The organism is Streptomyces sp. NBC_01283, from assembly GCF_041435335.1.
GTDB lineage: Bacteria > Actinomycetota > Actinomycetes > Streptomycetales > Streptomycetaceae > Streptomyces.
Map to the genome: position 1 here is coordinate 4,266,346 of NZ_CP108430.1, position 17,910 is coordinate 4,284,255.

The 17,910-nt window shown below is 69.9% G+C and carries 17 protein-coding genes; 10 read left to right on the forward strand and 7 right to left on the reverse strand.

The annotated features are described in order from the left end of the window. Positions 1–12: 12 nt before the first annotated feature. Positions 13–831: a hypothetical protein gene (locus OG302_RS19375; protein WP_371527927.1), complete on the reverse strand. Its 819-nt coding sequence runs from the start codon at positions 829–831 to the stop codon at positions 13–15. A 185-nt stretch (positions 832–1,016) separates the two neighbouring features. On the opposite strand from OG302_RS19375, the gene OG302_RS19380 reads away from it, so the two are divergent. Continuing rightward, positions 1,017–1,676, forward strand: a complete 660-nt coding sequence (locus OG302_RS19380) for a phosphatase PAP2 family protein (RefSeq protein ID WP_371527928.1) — start codon at positions 1,017–1,019, stop codon at positions 1,674–1,676. A gap of 50 nt (positions 1,677–1,726) precedes the next feature. Here OG302_RS19380 and OG302_RS19385 read toward each other — a convergent pair whose 3' ends face one another. After that, positions 1,727–2,380 (reverse strand): response regulator, encoded by a 654-nt coding sequence (locus OG302_RS19385; protein WP_371527929.1) that lies wholly within the window; start codon positions 2,378–2,380, stop codon positions 1,727–1,729. Further along, on the reverse strand, positions 2,377–3,951 hold the full coding sequence (locus tag OG302_RS19390) for a sensor histidine kinase (RefSeq protein ID WP_371527930.1): 1,575 nt from the start codon (positions 3,949–3,951) through the stop codon (positions 2,377–2,379). Before OG302_RS19390 ends, OG302_RS19385 begins: the two co-directional genes overlap by 4 nt. Before the next feature lie 165 nt (positions 3,952–4,116). Between OG302_RS19390 and OG302_RS19395 the strand changes: the two genes are divergently transcribed. The 5 genes from OG302_RS19395 (at position 4,117) to cseC (ending at position 8,591) form a co-directional block, all read left to right on the forward strand. Next, the gene (locus OG302_RS19395) at positions 4,117–5,040 is read left to right on the forward strand and encodes an A/G-specific adenine glycosylase (protein WP_371527931.1); all 924 of its coding nucleotides are present in this window, start codon (positions 4,117–4,119) and stop codon (positions 5,038–5,040) included. 196 nt (positions 5,041–5,236) lie between these two features. Beyond that, the gene (locus OG302_RS19400) at positions 5,237–5,785 is read left to right on the forward strand and encodes a SigE family RNA polymerase sigma factor (RefSeq protein WP_361829462.1); all 549 of its coding nucleotides are present in this window, start codon (positions 5,237–5,239) and stop codon (positions 5,783–5,785) included. Next, entirely contained in the window at positions 5,773–6,426 is a 654-nt protein-coding gene (locus tag OG302_RS19405; RefSeq protein WP_371527932.1) for a hypothetical protein, read from the forward strand. The genes OG302_RS19400 and OG302_RS19405 overlap by 13 nt, the downstream gene beginning before the upstream one ends. Before the next feature lie 9 nt (positions 6,427–6,435). After that, positions 6,436–7,149 carry a two-component system response regulator CseB gene (cseB, locus tag OG302_RS19410; protein WP_361829458.1) on the forward strand — a complete coding sequence of 238 codons (714 nt, stop codon included), beginning with the start codon at positions 6,436–6,438 and terminating at the stop codon, positions 7,147–7,149. Positions 7,150–7,220: 71 nt separating this feature from the next. Continuing rightward, positions 7,221–8,591, forward strand: coding sequence for a two-component system sensor histidine kinase CseC (cseC, locus tag OG302_RS19415; RefSeq protein ID WP_371527933.1), 1,371 nt, complete (start codon positions 7,221–7,223; stop codon positions 8,589–8,591). 87 nt (positions 8,592–8,678) lie between these two features. Here the strand turns inward: cseC and OG302_RS19420 are convergent, their stop codons facing one another. Further along, positions 8,679–10,400, reverse strand: a complete 1,722-nt coding sequence (locus tag OG302_RS19420; protein WP_371527934.1) for an MDR family MFS transporter — start codon at positions 10,398–10,400, stop codon at positions 8,679–8,681. A 157-nt stretch (positions 10,401–10,557) separates the two neighbouring features. Between OG302_RS19420 and OG302_RS19425 the strand changes: the two genes are divergently transcribed. Next, positions 10,558–11,133, forward strand: coding sequence for a TetR/AcrR family transcriptional regulator (locus OG302_RS19425; protein ID WP_371527935.1), 576 nt, complete (start codon positions 10,558–10,560; stop codon positions 11,131–11,133). A gap of 31 nt (positions 11,134–11,164) precedes the next feature. On the opposite strand, the gene OG302_RS19430 is transcribed toward OG302_RS19425, so the two are convergent. Further along, positions 11,165–11,824, reverse strand: coding sequence for a M23 family metallopeptidase (locus OG302_RS19430; RefSeq protein WP_371527936.1), 660 nt, complete (start codon positions 11,822–11,824; stop codon positions 11,165–11,167). A 519-nt stretch (positions 11,825–12,343) separates the two neighbouring features. On the opposite strand from OG302_RS19430, the gene OG302_RS19435 reads away from it, so the two are divergent. Beyond that, positions 12,344–15,496 carry an NACHT domain-containing NTPase gene (locus tag OG302_RS19435; RefSeq protein WP_371527937.1) on the forward strand — a complete coding sequence of 1,051 codons (3,153 nt, stop codon included), beginning with the start codon at positions 12,344–12,346 and terminating at the stop codon, positions 15,494–15,496. Here OG302_RS19435 and OG302_RS19440 read toward each other — a convergent pair. Continuing rightward, entirely contained in the window at positions 15,486–15,914 is a 429-nt protein-coding gene (locus tag OG302_RS19440; RefSeq protein ID WP_371527938.1) for an ATP-binding protein, read from the reverse strand. The two genes, OG302_RS19435 and OG302_RS19440, sit on opposite strands and share 11 nt — an antisense overlap. 321 nt (positions 15,915–16,235) lie before the next feature. Between OG302_RS19440 and OG302_RS19445 the strand changes: the two genes are divergently transcribed. Both OG302_RS19445 and OG302_RS19450 read left to right on the forward strand, forming a co-directional pair. Beyond that, the gene (locus OG302_RS19445) at positions 16,236–17,138 is read left to right on the forward strand and encodes a helix-turn-helix domain-containing protein (protein WP_371527939.1); all 903 of its coding nucleotides are present in this window, start codon (positions 16,236–16,238) and stop codon (positions 17,136–17,138) included. Then, on the forward strand, positions 17,135–17,329 hold the full coding sequence (locus OG302_RS19450) for a DUF397 domain-containing protein (protein ID WP_371527940.1): 195 nt from the start codon (positions 17,135–17,137) through the stop codon (positions 17,327–17,329). Before OG302_RS19445 ends, OG302_RS19450 begins: the two co-directional genes overlap by 4 nt. Here the strand turns inward: OG302_RS19450 and OG302_RS19455 are convergent. Continuing rightward, a complete protein-coding gene (locus OG302_RS19455; RefSeq protein WP_371527941.1) occupies positions 17,310–17,852 on the reverse strand; it encodes a hypothetical protein in 543 nt (180 codons plus the stop codon). The two genes, OG302_RS19450 and OG302_RS19455, sit on opposite strands and share 20 nt — an antisense overlap. Positions 17,853–17,910: the final 58 nt, after the last annotated feature.

Sequence of the window (17,910 nt, forward strand, 5' to 3'; positions counted from 1 at the left end):
ATCACTCGGTAGTTAACTGTCCTCAAGCACGAACGACGCCTGCACCGAACCGAGTCCGGGTGACGTGGCCTCGATCAGGTACGTCCCCGGCTTCGCGCTCGCCGCCGGAGGCGTGGCGCAGTGCGGTTCGCTCCCCCGGCGGTCCCACTCGACGGTGCGCGTGACGCGCCCGTCGCCCGGCACCCGCAGCAACAGGCTCCCGCCGCCGGAGGGGCAGTCCGCCGAGGACCAGATCTCCTTGTCGCTGTCGGCCTGAGTGATCGTCAGCACCGTCTTCTTGCCGCCGAGATCCACCTTGCAGGCCTTGCCCGCGCTGTTCAGGGCGATGAGTTCGAACTTCGGCTTCTCGCCGACCTCGTACCGGTTGTGGACGCTGCGCAGCTTCAACTTCACGTCGCCGCTCACGCAGTTGGGCAGGCTCGACCCCGCGGGGAGCTGGCCGCCCGAACCGCCGCCGCCCTTGGCGCCGTCGTCCGAGCCGCTGCCGTCGCCGCCGGAAGCGCCCGAGCCGCCCGACCCCTCGGAGTCACCGGAGCCGCCGCCGGAACCGCCGGAGCCGGAGCCGCCGCCGTCGCCCTCGTCGTCCGACTCGTCGCGCCCGCCCGGGTTTTGACTGATGGCGGGCCCGGAACTGGAGGGCCCCGGTGTGATGGAGGTGGCGGGTCCGGAGCCCGAAGGACCGTCGGCCCCGTCGTTCTTGCCCCCACCCCCCATGGTGAGCACCCACACGACCAGAAGCGCCATCAGTCCGATCAAGGACAGCAGAACGGCCCTCCGACGCCAGTAGATGGTGGAGGGAAGCGGCCCGACCGGATTGCGCAGAGATCCCACGGCCCAAACCTTACGAGAGATCCGCGCGTTGTCCTGCCCCACCCGCCGCCCAGAGTCACAAAGTTTGCGGATCATCATCACGGAACGGCGTGTTCCGCTTTTCGTACCCCTGTCTTTCGTCAGGGGGTGTGACGGGTCGATCGCCGGGTGTGACGATTCGGCCCCACTCCGTACCGTCCGTAATCATGGACACCATGGACGACGATCTCTATCGCGATGTCACCGACTTCGCCCACGACACCCCTACCTGGTTCCAGCATCTCGCCGAGGTGTGGACGGAGCTCGGCCTGCTGCTCTTCGGTGTGCTCTTCATCGCCGCCTGGTGGCGGGCACGGCGCGGCGACCCCCGCGCCCTCGCGATAGCCGTTCTCGCGCCCCTCGTCACGGCGGTGGCCTATGTGTGCAGCGAACTGCTCAAGTCCGCGATCGACGAGGAGCGTCCGTGCCGGGCGGTCTCCGGGGCGCTCACCTCGATCGTCGAGTGCCCCGCGTACGGCGACTGGTCCTTCCCCAGCAACCACTCGACGATCGCGGGCGCGGCGGCCGTCGGCCTCGCGCTCGCCTGGCCGCGGATCGCGGCGCTGACGCTGCCGATGGCCGTGCTCATGGCGTTCTCGCGGGTGTTCGTGGGCGTGCACTATCCGCATGACGTGCTGGTGGGACTGCTCCTCGGCGCCGCGATCACCTTCGTCCTCGTACGGCTGGCGACCCGGCCCGTGGCGCGTGTCGTCGAGGCGATGCGCGGTTCCTCGACGGGCGTCGTCAGGTGGTTCGCGGGACCGGGTCTGCCGGTCGCGCAGCCGCACGCGACACCGCAGCGGCGGCCCGCGTCGCATCGCCGCTGAGGCGTCGGAGCCACGCCTCGTGAGGCGTCCGCCCCACAAGGCGTGAGGTGTCAGAGCCGCACAAGTCCCGCCTCGTGGGCGACGATCGCCGCCTGAACGCGGTTCTTGACCTCCAACCGGTCGAGGACCGCGCTCACATATGCCTTGACCGTGCCCTCGACGAGGTGGAGCCGGGCGGCGATCTCCGGATTGGAGAGCCCCTCGCCGACGAGCCCGAGCACTTCGCGCTCGCGCGGGGTGAGGGCCGCGGTCCTCGCGCGGGCGTCGGCGCCGCGGACCGTGCGCTGGGCGCCGTAGCCGTCGATGACGTGCCGGGCCACCTTGGGCGAGAGGAAGGCGGCGCCGCCGGCCACCGCACGTACGCCCGCGATGAGTTCGTACGGATCGCCGGACTTCAGCAGGAACCCGGTGGCTCCGCCGCCGAGCGCCCGCGCGACGTACGCGTCCTCGGAGAAGGTCGTCAGCATCGCGACCGCGGTGCCGGGCATCGTCCGTACGATCTCCTCGCCCGCGGCCAGGCCGTCGAGCCCCGGCATGCGGATGTCGAGCAGCGCGACGTCGGGCCGGTGGGCCTGGGCCAGCGAGACGGCCGCCCGGCCGTCGCCCGCCTCCGCGACGACCTCGATGTCCTCGCCGGCGGCGAGGATCGCGCGGACGCCCGCGCGGATCATCGCCTCGTCGTCGGCCAGCAGTACGCGGATCACCGCACCCACTCCTTCTCGTGCTCCCGGACCTCGCCCATGGGTCCGGCCTTGGGGATCACACTCTTCTCCACGACGGCTCCGTCCCTGAAGCAGACCCTGAAGTGCTCGACGGTGACGAAGAGCTCACCGCTGGCGCGGTAGTAGCGGCAGTCGGCGCCTCTGGGCGGCGGGGTCGGGGCGCGCTCGTCGGGCGGGTCGGACGCGGCCCTGTCGGGGAGCAGCCGTTCGGCGTCGGACTGCGCCTGGCCGACCGACAGCCTCGCGAAGTCGGCCGGTTCGAGGACCGCGTGCGATCTGGAGTACGCATACCAGGCGAAGGCGCCGCCGACCAGCAGGACGCCGGTGGCCAGGGCGGCGCCGAAGGCCAGCAGGGTGCGCCGGCGTGCGTGGGCGGGGCTGGGGTTGGGGCCGGGGCTGAGGGGTGCGGGCGCCGGAGTGGGGATGTACCCGTCCTGCGGGGGGAGCAGGACGGCGACGCGGAAGCCGTCGCCGTGCGGCCCCGCGTCGAGGGTGCCGCCGAGGTCCTCGACCCTGGCCCGCAGGCCTACGAGGCCGGAGCCCGCCCCCGGGCCCGAACCCGGCTGCCGGGCGGCTCCGTTGGTGACGACGACGGCTGCTTCCCGCACCTCTACGGTGACGGGGGCGCCGGGGGCGTGCTTGGCGGCGTTGGTGAGGGCTTCCTGAACAACGCGATAGACGACCCGCTCCCTCTCTCCCGCGGACGTCTCCGCACGGTCGCCCGCCGCATCCCCCACGACGTACCGGACCGGGAGCCCCGAAGCCGCGGCCCTCTCCACGAGGGCCCGCACGCTTTCGCCCGCCGGGGCGAGGGGGGCGGCCTCGTCCCCCTCTTCCCTCAGCAGCCCGATGATCTCGTGCAGCCGGCCCGTGGCGTCCGATGCGGCCCCGCGCAGGTCGGCGACGGCGCCGCGATGCCGTTCCGGCAGATCGGCGGCCACCTGGAGGGCGCCGGCCCGTACCGCGATGAGGCTCAGCTCATGGCCGAGGGAGTCGTGCATGTCCTGGGCGATCCTGGCCCGTTCGCGCAGCCGGGCCCGGTCGGCGACGATGCGCTGCTCGCGCTCCAGGTGTGCCGCACGGGTCCAGCCTGCCGCGGTCAGCTCCCGGCCCTGCCTCAGGTATCGGCCCGCGAGCCACGGGAAGACGGCGCCGAAGAGGAGGGTGCCCATGAGGACGAGCCACTCCACCACGGGGTCGACCTCGCGTACGGCGATCTTGGCGGTGCCGAGCAGGGCGGTGGCCCCGAAGGTGAGGAGGGCGGGCCTGACGCGGGCGGCGCGGCTGCCCATGAGCAGCGCGAAGACCGCCAGGGCGGGCCCGTACGAGAGCGTGAACAGGGAGGGCGCCGCCGCGAGCCCCAGCCCTGCCGCCGTCGCGAACGCGCCCGTCGGCCACCGTCGCCGGCCGCCGACGGCCAGCGCCAGCGCGGCGGCTCCCGCGGCCTGCTGCCAGGCGGGGCGCGGTTCGTTCAGCCCCACGCGGTCCACGAGCAACGCGGGCGCGGCCAGGACCCCCCACAGGAGGACATCCCACCCTCTCCGACTCTCCACGCCTCGAGGCTACTTCCCCCTCCCCCACGCCCACCCCTGCCGATCGTCAGGTCTTCCCCCCTGAACCCCACGCACCCCACCCCGCCACCCCCCAAAGCGAAATCTCGCCCCAAGGCGCCCCGCCTGGCTCGACCTCCGGTGCCCCCGTGGCAGGATCGTCATGCCATGACTGCGCCCACGAAGCCCATGCCAATGTCAGACAGCCCCGAGCCCGCCGGCGAGGCCCTGCACAGCCCCGTCATCGCCTGGTTCGACGCGAACGCGCGCGACCTGCCGTGGCGGCGGCCCGACGCCGGACCCTGGGGCGTGATGGTCAGCGAGTTCATGCTGCAGCAGACGCCGGTCAGCCGCGTCCTGCCCGTGTACGAGCAGTGGATCGCCCGCTGGCCCCGCCCCGCCGACCTCGCCGAGGAGGCCCCGGGTGAAGCCGTCCGCGCCTGGGGGCGCCTCGGTTACCCCCGCCGCGCGCTCCGGTTGCACGGCGCCGCCGTGGCCATAACGGAACGGCACGGCGGCGACGTACCGGCCAAGCACGCGCAGCTGCTCGCGCTGCCCGGCATCGGTGAGTACACGGCCGCGGCCGTCGCCTCCTTCGCGTACGGCCAGCGTCACGCCGTACTCGACACGAACGTGCGCCGCGTCTTCGCACGCGCCGTCACCGGCGTCCAGTACCCCCCGAACGCCACCACCGCCGCCGAGCGCAAGCTGGCCCGCGCCCTCCTCCCCGAGGACGAGCGCACCGCGTCACGCTGGGCCGCCGCCTCCATGGAGCTCGGCGCCCTCGTCTGCACCGCCAAGAACGAGAACTGCGCCCGCTGCCCCATCGCCGCCCAGTGCGCGTGGCAGGCGGCGGGCAAACCGGCTCACCAGGGTCCGGCCCGCCGGGGCCAGACGTACGCGGGAACGGACCGCCAGGTCCGCGGCAAGCTGCTCGCGGTCCTCCGCGAGGCCGTCGCCCCCGTACCGCAGGCGACCCTCGACCGGGTGTGGGACGAACCCGTGCAGCGGGCCCGCGCCCTGGACGGGCTCGTCTCCGACGGTCTCGTCGAGCCGCTCCCCGAGGGGCTCTACCGCCTGCCCCTCACCTGAGAGCAGCCGACAACTCCGCTCAAAACGCCCGTGCTTTACAGCCCGCCTACATCTGTTACACAACCGACGGAAGGCCGTGCGTCCTCCGCTGGCTGCTCCGCACAGCCCCGTGACAACCCATCCGTAGCTTCATTCGAGTACCGCACAGGCAAGGACAGCGGTCGGAAGCATGTGGGTGGAACGGAGGCGGTTAGGTATGGCGCACGGCGAGGTGCTCGAGTTCGAAGAGTACGTCCGCACTCGGCAGGATGCCCTGCTGCGCAGTGCCCGGCGCCTGGTCCCCGACCCCATCGACGCCCAGGACCTGCTGCAGACCGCCCTCGTGCGGACGTACGGCCGCTGGGACGGCATAGCCGACAAGCGGCTCGCGGACGCTTACCTGCGCCGCGTCATGATCAACACGCGTACGGAGTGGTGGCGGGCCCGCAAGCTCGAAGAGGTCCCCACCGAGCAGATGCCCGACGCCCGCGTGGAAGACTCCACCGAACAGCATGCGGACCGGGCCCTCCTGATGGACATCATGAAGGTCCTGGCACCCAAGCAGCGCAGCGTCGTCGTGCTGCGACACTGGGAGCAGATGTCCACAGAGGAGACGGCCGCCGCGCTCGGCATGTCAGCGGGAACGGTCAAGAGCACGCTGCACCGGGCGCTCGCCCGGCTCCGCCAGGAGCTGGAGAGCCGGGACCGCGAGGAGCCCGCCACCGGCGCGCTCGAACGTGAGGAGCGGGAGCGTTGCGCGGCCTAAGCACCCGGGCTGGCAGGACCTTGAGGGCGGGGAGCGCGGCAGGGGTCGCGCTCGCCGCCATCGGCCTTTTCGTCACGGCCTGCTCGACCGGCGGCTCCGGCGCCAGGGACGAGGGCCCCGGCAACCGGGGCGAGACGGTGATGACCCCCTCGCCGTCCCCCACGCCGACGACGACGTCCGCGCCCGCGCCGCCCACCAGCCTGGAGGCGGTGAAGCTCGTCAAGGACGACCCGAAGGTGAGCCAGACGGTCAAGCGCGACCTGAAGCCCTGCGTCGCGGACGAGTATCCGGTCGACGTCTCGTACGGCAACCTGACCGGAGGATCCGCCTCCGATGTCGTCGTGAACATCATGACCTGCGGCGATGCGGTCGGCACCAGCAGTTACGTGTATCGCCCCGAGGGCAAGAAGTACGAGAATGTCTTCCAGGACGAGGAGCCGCCCGTCTACGCGGAGATCGACCGGGGCGACCTGGTGGTCACCAAGCAGGTGTACGAGAAGGGTGACCCGGTGTCGTATCCGTCCGGCGAGGAAGTCATCACGTACCGCTGGTCCTCGAACCACTTCACCGAGACGGACCGCACCCGCAGTCACTACAGCAGCGCGGCGGGCAGCGACGCACCCGCTCCGACGGAGAACTGAGAGCACCCGATGGCAGAACACACCCATGTCCTGTTCGTCGAGGACGACGACGTCATCCGCGAGGCGACGCAGCTCGCGCTCGAACGGGACGGCTTCGTCGTCACCGCGATGCCCGACGGGCTCCAGGGCCTTGAGGCGTTCCGTGCCGACCGGCCGGACATCGCGCTCCTCGACGTGATGGTGCCGGGGCTCGACGGCGTCTCGCTCTGCCGCCGCATCCGTGACGAGTCCACGGTCCCGGTGATCATGCTCTCGGCGCGTGCCGACTCCATCGACGTCGTCCTCGGCCTGGAGGCTGGGGCCGACGACTACGTGACCAAGCCCTTCGACGGCGCCGTCCTGGTGGCCAGGATCCGCGCCGTGCTGCGCCGCTTCGGGCACGCGAGCGGCCCCGACTCGGCGGCGCCCGCCGCCGGTGAGGGCGGTCCGGCGGACGGCGGTGTGCTGCACTTCGGCGATCTGGAGATCGACACGGAGGGCATGGAGGTCCGCAAGGACGGTGCCCCGGTGGCCCTGACGCCCACCGAGATGCGTCTGCTGCTCGAATTCTCGTCCGCGCCCGGCACGGTCCTCTCCCGCGACAAGCTCCTGGAGCGCGTGTGGGACTACGGCTGGGGCGGCGACACCCGTGTCGTAGACGTCCATGTGCAGCGGCTGCGCACGAAGGTGGGCCAGGACCGGATCGAGACGGTCCGCGGCTTCGGCTACAAGCTCAAGGCCTGAGCCGACGGCATGGCTGATCTCAACCACGTCACGCGGCGGCTCGCAGGCGTGACGCGTCTCGGGGGACACATATGAGCAGGGGGACGGTGGCCGCGCTGCGCGCCCGCCTGCGCACGCGTCTTGGCTCCGGCCTGCGTACCGGCGTGCGCTGGAAGATCAGCGCGGCGATCGCGCTGGTCGGCGCCCTTGTCGCGGTGGCGCTGAGCCTGGTCGTGCACAACGCGGCGCGCGTCTCGATGCTCGACAACGCGCGCGACGTGCAGGACGAGCGGATCCTGTACGCCCAGCGGATCTACGAGACGTCCGGGCGCACGGGCCAGTTCGGCATGAAGATCGACGACCCGGAGATGCCCAAGGATCTCCTGACGAAGGTGCTCGCCGGACGCCGCGCGACCTTCGTGGAGGAACACGACGGCGGGGTGCCTGACATCTGGGCGGCGGTGCCGCTGAGCGACGGCCACATCCTGTCGCTGCACACCCGCTTCACCGACCGCAGCGCCACCGTCATGAAGGACCTCGACCAGGCCCTGGTCATCGGCTCCATCTCGGTCGTCTTCGGCGGCTGCGCGCTCGGCGTGCTCATCGGCGGCCAGCTCTCGCGACGCCTGCGCAAGGCGGCGACCGCGGCGCAGGAGGTCGCCCAGGGGCAGACCGACGTGAGCGTACGAGATGCCATCGGCGGAGTCGTACGCGATGAGACCGATGATCTCGCGCGGTCGGTGGACGCGATGGCGGACGCGCTCAAGCAGCGCCTCGAAGCCGAGCGGCGGGTGACGGCGGACATCGCGCACGAGCTGCGTACGCCGGTGACCGGCCTGCTCACGGCGGCCGAACTGCTGCCGCCCGGCCGTCCGACGGAGCTGGTCAGGGACCGGGCGCAGGCGATGCGCACGCTCGTCGAGGACGTACTCGAAGTGGCCCGTCTGGACAGTGCGGCCGAGCGGGCCGAGCTGCAGGACCTGATGCTCGGCGAGTTCGTGACGCGGCGGATCGCGGTGCTGAACTCGGACGTGAGCGTGACGGTGGTGCACGAGTCGGAGGTGACCACCGACCCGCGCCGTCTTGAGCGCATCCTGGGCAACCTCCTCGCCAACGCGGCCAAGCACGGGAAGCCGCCGGTCGAGGTCAGCGTCGAGGGCCGCGTGGTGCGGGTCCGCGACCACGGCCCCGGGTTCCCCGCGGGTCTCCTGGAGGAGGGGCCGAGCCGCTTCCGCACCGGCAGCACGGACCGTGCGGGCGTCGGCCACGGCCTGGGCCTGACGATCGCGGCGGGCCAGGCGCGGGTCCTCGGCGCGCGGCTCACCTTCCGCAACGTGACCCCGGCGGGCGCGGGCCCGGACGATCCGGCGGAGGGCGCGGTGGCGGTCCTCTGGCTCCCGGAGCACGCCCCGACCAACACGGGGAGCTTCCCGATCCTGCAACTGCCGGACAAGTACAAGTAGCCGTACGGGCGTTCCCGGCGGGAGCGCAAAGGGCCCCGGCACCTTCAGGTGCCGGGGCCCTTTCAGCCGAGGGAGTCGGAGCGCGGGTCAGACGGACTCTGCGACCGTGTCCCGCGTCCCGGGTGCGGCGTCCCCAGCCACATCCCCGGCCGGCTTCACGGACCCGGAATCCTTGGGCTCGGAGTCCTTGAGCTCAGCGGCCTCGGGCTCGGCAGCCTCGGGGGCCTTGCTCTCGGAGGGCGCGGCATCCTTGCCCGCGGAATCCTTGGGCTCGGCGTCCTTGGGCCCGGCGCCCCGCAGGGGGACCTCCTTCACGAACAGCGCGGCGACCAGCGCGGCGAGTCCGATGATCGCGCCCAGCAGGAACGCGGAGTGCGTACCGGCCGACACCGCGTGCTGGTACGCGGACTGCACCACGTCCGGCAGCTTCTCCAGGCTCTTCGCGTCCAGCTGCGCCGACTGCTCGGTGACCTTGCCGCCCAGTTCCCCGGCCCGCGAGGCCATCGTGTCCTCGACCCGGCTGTTGAAGAGCGCGCCCATGATCGCGACGCCGAACGACGAACCGAGCGTACGGAAGAGCGTGGCCGAGGACGACGCGACGCCCATGTCCTTCATCTCGACGCTGTTCTGCGCGACCAGCATCGTGATCTGCATCAGGCAGCCCATGCCCGCGCCGAGCACCGCCATGTAGAGGCCCGACGTGAACCGCGTGGTGTCGGTATCCATCGTGGACAGCAGGAACAGACCCAGAACCATCAGGACGGTACCGGCGATCGGGAAGATCTTGTACTTGCCGGTGGAGGTGGTGAACCGCCCCGAGAAGAACGAGACGACCATCATCGAGAGCAGCATCGGCAGGAGCAGCAGACCGGAGTTGGTGGCCGATGCGCCCTGCACCGCCTGCTGGTAGAGCGGCAGGAACAGCATCGCGCCGAACATCACGAAACCGGTGAGGAAGCCGATCACCGACATCAGCGTGAAGTTGAGGCTGCGGAAGATGTGCAGCGGCAGAATCGGTTCCGCGGCCTTCTTCTGCACGATGACGAAGCTGATGAGGGCGACGACACCGATCGCGATGAGCTCCATGATCACGGTCGAGGTCCAGGCGTACTCCGTGCCGCCCCAGGTGGTGACGAGCACGAGCGAGCTGATGCCGACGGTCAGCAGCGCCGCACCGAGGTAGTCGATGCGCCCCTTCGCCTTCTTCTTCGGCAGGTGAAGGACGGCGGTCACCATGGCGAGGGCGACGGCGCCGAGCGGCAGGTTGATGTAGAAGGCCCAGCGCCAGCCGAGGTGGTCGGTGATGGTGCCGCCGACGAGCGGTCCGCCGATCATGGCGACCGCCATGACGCCGGTCATCATGCCCATGTACTTGCCGCGCTCCCGCGGCGTGACGAGCTCACCGATGATCGCCATGACGCCGACCATCAGACCGCCGGCGCCGAGTCCCTGCACGGCCCGGAAGCCGATCAGCTGGCCCATGTCCTGGGCCATGCCGCTGAGCACGGAGCCGGCCAGGAAGATCACTATGGAGGTGAGGAAGACGCCCTTGCGGCCGTACATGTCGCCGAGCTTGCCCCAGATGGGGGTCGAGGCGGCGGTCGCGAGCATGTAGGCGGTGACGACCCACGACAGGTGCTCCATGCCGCCGAGATCGCCGACGATCGTCGGCATCGCGGGGCTCACGATCATGTTGTCGAGCATCGCGAGCAGGATCGTCACCATCAGCGCCATCATCACGACGCGCACACTGCGCGGCTGAGGCGCTTCCTTCGCCTGCTCCCCCGGTTTTTGCCTGATCTCCGACATGTTCCCCAACTCCCCGGTTGCCCCGACTGCGTTTTGCCACTTACTTGCCGACCGGCAAGCTGGCTACACTGAGGGAAACTAGACCCCTAACTAGCCGGGCGTCAAGTAAGTAAAGTCGGGTCCAAGGATTCGAGCCGAGGGAGCCAAGGAGCAAGAGATGGTCACGGGCAAGCAGCAGCGCCGCGGGGACACCCGCCAACGCATTCAGGACGTGGCCCTCGAACTCTTCGCCGAACACGGCTACGAGAAGACGTCACTGCGCGAGATCGCGGAGCGTCTCGACGTCACGAAGGCGGCTCTGTACTACCACTTCAAGACCAAGGAAGACATCCTCACCAGCATCTTCGAGGACCTGACCAGGCCCATAGACGAGCTGGTGGAGTGGGGCAAGGAGCAGCCGCGCACGCTGGAGACCAAGCGGACGATCCTGACCAGCTACAGCGAGATCCTCAAGGACGCGTCCTCGCTCTTCCGCTTCATGCAGGAGAACCAGGCGACGATGCGGGACCTGAAGACGGGTGAGACCTTCAAGGACCGCATGTTCAGCCTGCTCGACATCCTGCGGGACCCGGACGCGCCGATGACGACCCAGGTGCGCTGCTTCAGCGCGCTGTTCACGATGCACGGCGGGATGTTCGTGCTCAAGGACGCCGAAGGCGACCCCGAGGAGAAGCGCAAGGCCATCCTGGAGGTCGCCATCGATCTGGTGACGCAAGCGCACGAAGGCGCCTGAGCGACTGCTGGGGTCAGACGGGGCAGACGGGTCAGACAGTGACGCCGTTGGAGCGCAGGAACGCGACCGGGTCGACCGCCGAGCCGTAGTTCGGGGTCGTACGGATCTCGAAGTGCAGGTGCGGGCCGCTGGAGTTCCCGGTGTTGCCGGAGGCGGCGATGTGCTGGCCGGTGCCGACGGTCTGGCCGACGCGCACGTCGATCTTCGACAGGTGCGCGTACTGCGAGAACGTGCCGTTGTCGTGCTTGATCACGATGGCGTTGCCGTACGCGGGGCCGTCACCGGCGCCGTTGCCGCCGGCCTTGACGACGGTGCCGTTGTGCACGGCCTCGACGGAGGTGCCGATCGACACGGCGAAGTCCTGGCCGGAGTGCTTGCTGGACCACATGTTGCCGCCGAGCCCGAAGGACGCGGAGAGCGTGTACTTGTCGACCGGGTCCTGCCAGGCGGCGGCCTTCTTGGCGGCGGCCTGCTGAGCCTTGGTCGCGGCCTTGGCCTGCGCGTCGGCCTGGGCCGATATCGAGTTCGCGGAGACGCCGGGCAGGGCGCCGCTCTTGGCGTCCGCGGCGGCCGCGATCCCGGAACCGAGGGCGGCCGATGCGCCGAGCCCGAGGGTGGCGACGGTGATGACGGCCGTCCGCGTACGGAGCAGGGACAGGCCGGACTGGTGGGACGTGGCGCGCTTCGACATGGCGGATGACCTCCGGGATGGGGAGCGTGTACGTGACACCGCCGCTGTCGCTGCGTGGCACGGACTGGGACATAAAGGGACCCGGCAGACGCTTCGCTGCGTTCCGTCGGGGCCTCACCTTGGTAACCCGCACCCCACCCCCTGCTCAAACCCCCCATCTACTACCTAAAGCCGTAGCCGACCGCCCCCCTTTCGACCTCTTGACACCTACAAATCCCGACAATTCCCCCTTCAACTACTTGCCGGTTTTAACGGCTGACGTCAGGTTTAACCCCACTTCGAGAGGGCATCTCGGGCCAGCACTGGCACGTCCCGGGGGTGAACCCCGCCGACGCGTCGAAGGTCCCGGGGGTTGCGTGCCGAAGGTCCCGACGAGGCGGCTGGGCGGCACCACTATTCCGTCTAGTACCGGACATATCGCCTGTGCGTCATGTCACCGGACCGCAAGATCCACCGAGGGGTGAGTGTGACGGGGACTACGCTTGGCCACCGATTCACGGCCCTCGGGGGGAACGGCACATGGATCCCGCAGTCCTCGGCACCCGCCTGGCATCGAGCCTGGTCGCACCGCTGGTCAAGAAGCTGTTCGTGCAGGAAGGGCCGGGCGCGGGCCTGGTGGACCGGCCCGTGCGCATCTCCGGGCTCGTCTCCTTCCGCGGCGAGAAGCGGACCCTCACAGACCAGGACGTGCAGCGGCTCGCGGCCCGGCTGGTGGATCAGTCCCTGTCCTCGCCGGGTGAGCGGCCCTTTCCCGAGGAGGAGAGGACAGCGGTCGCCCACGCCCTGGCCCGCGTGCTCCTCGCACTCGGCGACCTCGGCCTCAATGACATCGAGGCGGTCACCAGGGGCCACCGCGCGCTCGCCAAGGAGCTGCTCCGTGCGACGCCCCCGACCGGCCTGTCGGCCGACGCCGACTTCTTCCTCGGCTCGGTCACCGAGTGGGCCTGCCTCCAGATCCTGCACTTCTTCACGCAGCGCTCCACGTTCGTGGCCCGCTCCCTGGTCGAGCAGAGCCGTACGCAGGCGGAGCTCATCGTCAGGCTCGACGAGCTGATCGCGCGCAGCCCCCGCGTGGATGCCCTCGACGCGCGCTTCGAGCGGCGCTACCTCGCGGCGGTCGCGAGGAAGCACAACCGACTGACGATCTTCGGGATCGATCTGGTGAATTCGCCGGGACGGTGGCCCTTGGACGCGGCGTACATGTCGCTGGAGGCGACGGCACGCCCCTCGCCCGACACGTCCTTCGAGTTGGATTTCGAGACGCTGCCCTCGGGCTCCGACCCGGAGATGAGGGCCTCTTCCCTGCGGGAATCCCTCGGCGAGGCGCTGGCGACCTTCAACCAGAAATTCGAGGCTGCCCGCCCCGCCGACCAGGCCCTGGCGGACCACGACCGCGTGCTCCTGCGGGGCGAGGCGGGCTCCGGCAAGACGACGCTGGTGCAGTGGCTCGCGGTGAGCGCGAGCGCGGCCGACCCCGTCGGGCCCGACGGCCGGATGACGTACCTCCACGACCGCATCCCCTACGTACTCCCCCTGCGCACCCTCACCCGCCACGGCGAGCGCCTCCCCGCCCCCGCGGACTTCCTCAGAGCGGTCGGTTCCCCCCTGGCGGGTTCGCAGCCCACCGGCTGGGAGACCCGCGTACTGACGTCGGGCCGGGCACTGGTCCTGGTCGACGGCATCGACGAGATCCCGGAGTCGGAGCGCTCACGCACGCGCGAGTGGCTCGGCGACCTGATCGACGCGTATCCCGGCAACCGGTGGCTCGTGACGTCGCGCCCTTCGGCCGTGGGTGAGGACTGGCTGGCCGAGCAGGCGTTCACCGAACTGACGCTGTCGCCGATGAGCCGGTCGGAGGTGGCCGCGTTCATCCACCGCTGGCACCGGGCGGCACGCGCAGGTACGCCCGAGGAGGACGAGCCCCTCCTCGCGTACGAGGGGCAACTCCTGGAAGCGGTGGCGGTGAAGCCGGACCTCGGCCGCCTCGCGACCAACCCGCTCATGTGCGGTCTGATCTGCGCGCTGCACAGGGACCGGCGGGGCTTCCTCCCCCTGGGCCGGAAGGATCTGTACGCGGCGGCCCTGTCGATGCTGCTGATCCGCCGGGACCGGGAACGCGACATGCACGTACCGGAGCTCCGGGAGGAGCCGCAGCTCCAACTGCTGCAACGCCTCGCCTACTGGCTGATCCGCAACGGCCGTACGGTGATGGACCGTTCACGGGCCGAGGCCATCATCGCGGACGCCTTGCCGGCCGTCCCGGAGCTGGCCGCACTGGGCGACGCGGAGGCGGTGTACGCCCACTTCCTCCACCGCAGCGGACTCCTCCGCGAGCCGGGTCCTCGTACGGTCGACTTCATCCACCGCACGTTCCAGGACTTCCTCGGCGCGCGGGCCGCCGTGGACGAAGGGGACTTCGGTTTCCTCGCCCGCCAGGCGCCCGACGACCAGTGGGAGGACGTGATCCGGATGGCGGTGGCTCAGGCGCGCCCCCGTGAACGGGCGGAGATATTCCGGGACTTGCTCGAAGTCGCGGACAAGCTCCCCGCTGGGCACGTCAGGAAACGGGTCCACCTGCTGACGGCGGCCTGCCTCGAACATGCGGCAGAGCTGGCACCGGCGGTGCGGACGGAGGTGGAGCAGCGGATGTCGGCTCTCATTCCGCCGCGCAACGCGCTGGACGCACGTGAACTCGCCGCGGTCGGGCCCATGGTCCTGGACCTGCTCCCGGGGCCGGACGGACTGGACGGACTGGATGACGAGGACGCCCGTCATGTGGCGATCACCGCGACGCACGTCCAGTCGGACGCGGCGATCCCCTTCCTCGCACGATTCGCGCGTCATCCCGGCATCGGCGTCCGCAGCCAGCTCATGTGGGGCTGGAGCCGTTATGACTGCCGGGCCTACGCGGACCAGGTCATTTCGCAGCTGGACGACGGGGTTACCCACTTCGTCCTCCGCACCGACGAACAGGTGGCGGAGATAACACGGTTGGGGCTGCGTCCCCGTCATCTCGATATCCGCGAGGGCGTCTCCCCACAGGCTGCCTCCCATTTGCTCGTGGCCTGTGAACCCACCTTCCTGATGCTCAAGATCCACCCGGCACGCCTCACGACGGAGGCTCTCGGAGCGTTGCGCAACCTCATTGCTCTGCGCGTATTCAACGTGTACGAGCCCTGGAGCCTCTCCCTTTTCCCGCCCGACGCGCCCCTGCGCACCTTGGGGATCTTCGAGGCCCTCAGTCACCTGACGGACCTGCGGCACATGGACAGATGGCCCGGGCTGAAGTGGGTGATCTTCGGTGAATCCGACCTCCTGAACACCGGGGAGGCATGGGAGCCCCTCACGCGTCTCCCCCAGCTCACCGAGCTGTCACTGGCCTCCGCGAGCTTCGCCTGCGCCCCCTCCGACCTGAGACTGCCCGACATCTCACTGCTGCAGCTGTTTCCGACAGGGGGGCAGAGAATCGCGGCATCCCGCATTCCGAGGATCCTGCCAGGGCTCAAGGCGCTGAACGTGCTCCCCTCGGCAAGTCCGACGACGTTCGATGTCGCCCCCTTGGCGCAACTTCCGGCTCTCGAACAGCTCAGAGTCCCCGTTCCCGGCGTCACCGGCCTGGACGCCATCCCCGCCGACGTCGACGTGGTCACCTACCACCCGTTCAACGATTGAGCTGGAACCACACGCCTTTGCCCCTCCCGGCAGGCGTCACCCCGCAGAGGTCCGACAGTGCGGTCACGAGGAACAGGCCCCGGCCGCCCTCGGCCTCGGCGGGGGCGCTTCTGGGGGAGGGCAGGCGGTCGCTTCCGTCGTACACCGCGACGCGTACGTGCGTGGGTGCGATGGCGGCTCTCAGGTGTACGTCGCCCTTGGTGTGCTGATGGACGTTGGTCACCAGCTCCGAGGTGCAGAGCGCGGCGGCCTCGGCGAGGTGGGCGAGGCCCAGGGTCAGCAGTGCGCCGCGCACGAAGTCACGGCAGATCTTCGGGGAGCTCGCGTCCGCCAGGGCGAACAGGGTGTAGGCACGCGGGAGTTCGGGTTGCTCCGGTTGTTCGGGTCCGCATACCGGGTCATGCACGGTTACGCCCATGAGACGCCTCCAAGGCGCGCGTCGGGGGTTCGCTGTGGCGGTGATGATCTCGCCTGACCTGCCAATCGCCCGGCCGCAGTGGCTTACCGCCCCTCGCGAACAAGTCGCCGTCCGGCACGGGGACTTGGATCGGGCAGTGCGCTTCTGCGGGCAGGCACGGGGTTACTGCGCCAGCAGCGAGGCTTCCACCATCAGCGTGTGAGCGTCGCCATACACACCGTAGCGATACAGGGGTTACTTGTTCAACCTAAAGCTCACCTTTGGTGGACCGAGACCCCGGCGCGGGGCAAACTGTCCCCACCTTCACAAGGGGAGACAGCGTTGGCACTGCGAACAGCTCCCACCGAGCGGCAGGTCCGACTCGGTTTTGAGCTCCGAAGGTTGCGTGAGCGCAGTGGGCTGACTGTGCAGGCAGCCGGAGAAGTCATCGGCATGGGACGCGTACACCTGACCCACGCGGAGAACGGGCGCACCCCGATCTCCGCCGAACGCATCCGCACCCTGTGCCAGGCATTTGGGGTTACTAGTTCAACCTACGTCGATGCCCTGGTGGGCCTGGCCGAGTCGAACGGGAAGGGCTGGTGGACCGGCTACAAATCCCAACTCCCGGCGTCCGCACTCGACCTGGCCGAGCTGGAGGCCGAAGCCGCAGCGCTCAGCTCCTACGAGTCGTTGTTCCTGCCGGGGCTGTTCCAGGTCGACGCCTACACACGCGCCATCTTCGAAGCCAGCGACGCGGTGAGCACGGCGGAGGAGATCGAGGCCTCTGTCCGCTTCCGCCAGGAGCGCCAGCGCGCACTCAGGGCCGACAATCCTCCGCACATCCACGCCGTCATCCATGAAGCCGCCCTCCACATGCGCTTCGGCGGCCCGCACGTCATGCACCAGCAACTGCTCAAGCTGGTCGAACTGTCCGAACTCCCGCATGTGGAGATCCAGATCATGCCCTTCACCGCAGTCGCGGTGTCGGCGCTCACCACACCGTTCTGCCACATCGCCTCGCACGACAGCGCGCTGGAGACCGTACTGCTGGAGCATCCGGCACAGTCCATGTTCCTGTACGAAGAGGAACCTCTGGCCAAGTACCGCCGCCAGTTCGAACGGCTGAGCGCTGCCGCGCTCCCCGCCATCGACGCGACGGTGATCCCGGTGACACACGCGGCAAGGGACTCGCTCGGCCTCGTACAACACGTTCTGTACACGCTCCAGGAGGCACAAGCATGACCACGCTCGACTGGCAGAAGTCGTCCTTCAGCGGCGACCAGGCCAACTGCGTCTACCTCGCCGCCCCCCAGGACGGCACCGTGCGCCTCCGTGAGAGCGACGCCCCGGAGACGACCCTCACCACTACACCCGAAGCTCTCGCGGCCCTGATACGTACCCTCAACGGCCCGGCTATTCGATGGTCAGGGTGAAGAACCTGACCGTGAGCGTCTCGGCGCCCGGGGTCTCGGGGTTCGGGGTCGCGGGGCGGTCGATGCGCTCCACGAACGCGCCCTTGAGGTGATACTGCTTCACGGCGTTGTCCTGGTAGTCGAGCATCTCAAGGGTGACGTCCTTGAGGCGTCCCTCGCGGTCCTCGGTGGCGGCTTCGATCCAGCGGTCGACCTCGGCGCTGTGGGTGGCGCCCCGCACCAGGGTCACCTTCTGTTCCTCCAGACCGGAGACCTCCTGGAGGTTCTCGACGGGGGCGCCGTCCATCCGCAGGCGGAAGTTGTGCGACGCCAAGGCGTCCCCCGGCTGGAGCTGGCCCTTCGTAACCGTTCCCTTGTCCGCACTGGCCTTCGCGGGGGCGGCAGTGGAAGCGGAGGCACGCGGCGCGGAGTCGGAGTCCGAACCCGTGGCCACCGCCACCGTGGTGCCGCCCGCGGCGAGTAACAGGGCACTGGCGAGGCCGACCCAACGCGCCTTGCCGCTCCTCAGGAAAGTGCTGCTCATGACGTTCCCCTCGGGAAGAAGCCGATCCTTGGTGGCGTGCTCGGTGAGGTACTGGATG

Excerpts from the sequence above, each read along its gene's own strand:
- OG302_RS19380 (WP_371527928.1), top strand. The coding sequence starts at position 1,017 with ATGGACACCATGGACGACGATCTCTATCGCGATGTCACCGACTTCGCC.
- OG302_RS19395 (WP_371527931.1), top strand. The coding sequence starts at position 4,117 with ATGACTGCGCCCACGAAGCCCATGCCAATGTCAGACAGCCCCGAGCCC.
- OG302_RS19400 (WP_361829462.1), top strand. The coding sequence starts at position 5,237 with ATGGCGCACGGCGAGGTGCTCGAGTTCGAAGAGTACGTCCGCACTCGG.
- cseB (WP_361829458.1), top strand. The coding sequence starts at position 6,436 with ATGGCAGAACACACCCATGTCCTGTTCGTCGAGGACGACGACGTCATC.
- cseC (WP_371527933.1), top strand. The coding sequence starts at position 7,221 with ATGAGCAGGGGGACGGTGGCCGCGCTGCGCGCCCGCCTGCGCACGCGT.
- OG302_RS19420 (WP_371527934.1), bottom strand. The coding sequence starts at position 10,400 with ATGTCGGAGATCAGGCAAAAACCGGGGGAGCAGGCGAAGGAAGCGCCT.
- OG302_RS19425 (WP_371527935.1), top strand. The coding sequence starts at position 10,558 with ATGGTCACGGGCAAGCAGCAGCGCCGCGGGGACACCCGCCAACGCATT.
- OG302_RS19430 (WP_371527936.1), bottom strand. The coding sequence starts at position 11,824 with ATGTCGAAGCGCGCCACGTCCCACCAGTCCGGCCTGTCCCTGCTCCGT.
- OG302_RS19435 (WP_371527937.1), top strand. The coding sequence starts at position 12,344 with ATGGATCCCGCAGTCCTCGGCACCCGCCTGGCATCGAGCCTGGTCGCA.
- OG302_RS19440 (WP_371527938.1), bottom strand. The coding sequence starts at position 15,914 with ATGGGCGTAACCGTGCATGACCCGGTATGCGGACCCGAACAACCGGAG.
- OG302_RS19450 (WP_371527940.1), top strand. The coding sequence starts at position 17,135 with ATGACCACGCTCGACTGGCAGAAGTCGTCCTTCAGCGGCGACCAGGCC.
- OG302_RS19455 (WP_371527941.1), bottom strand. The coding sequence starts at position 17,852 with ATGAGCAGCACTTTCCTGAGGAGCGGCAAGGCGCGTTGGGTCGGCCTC.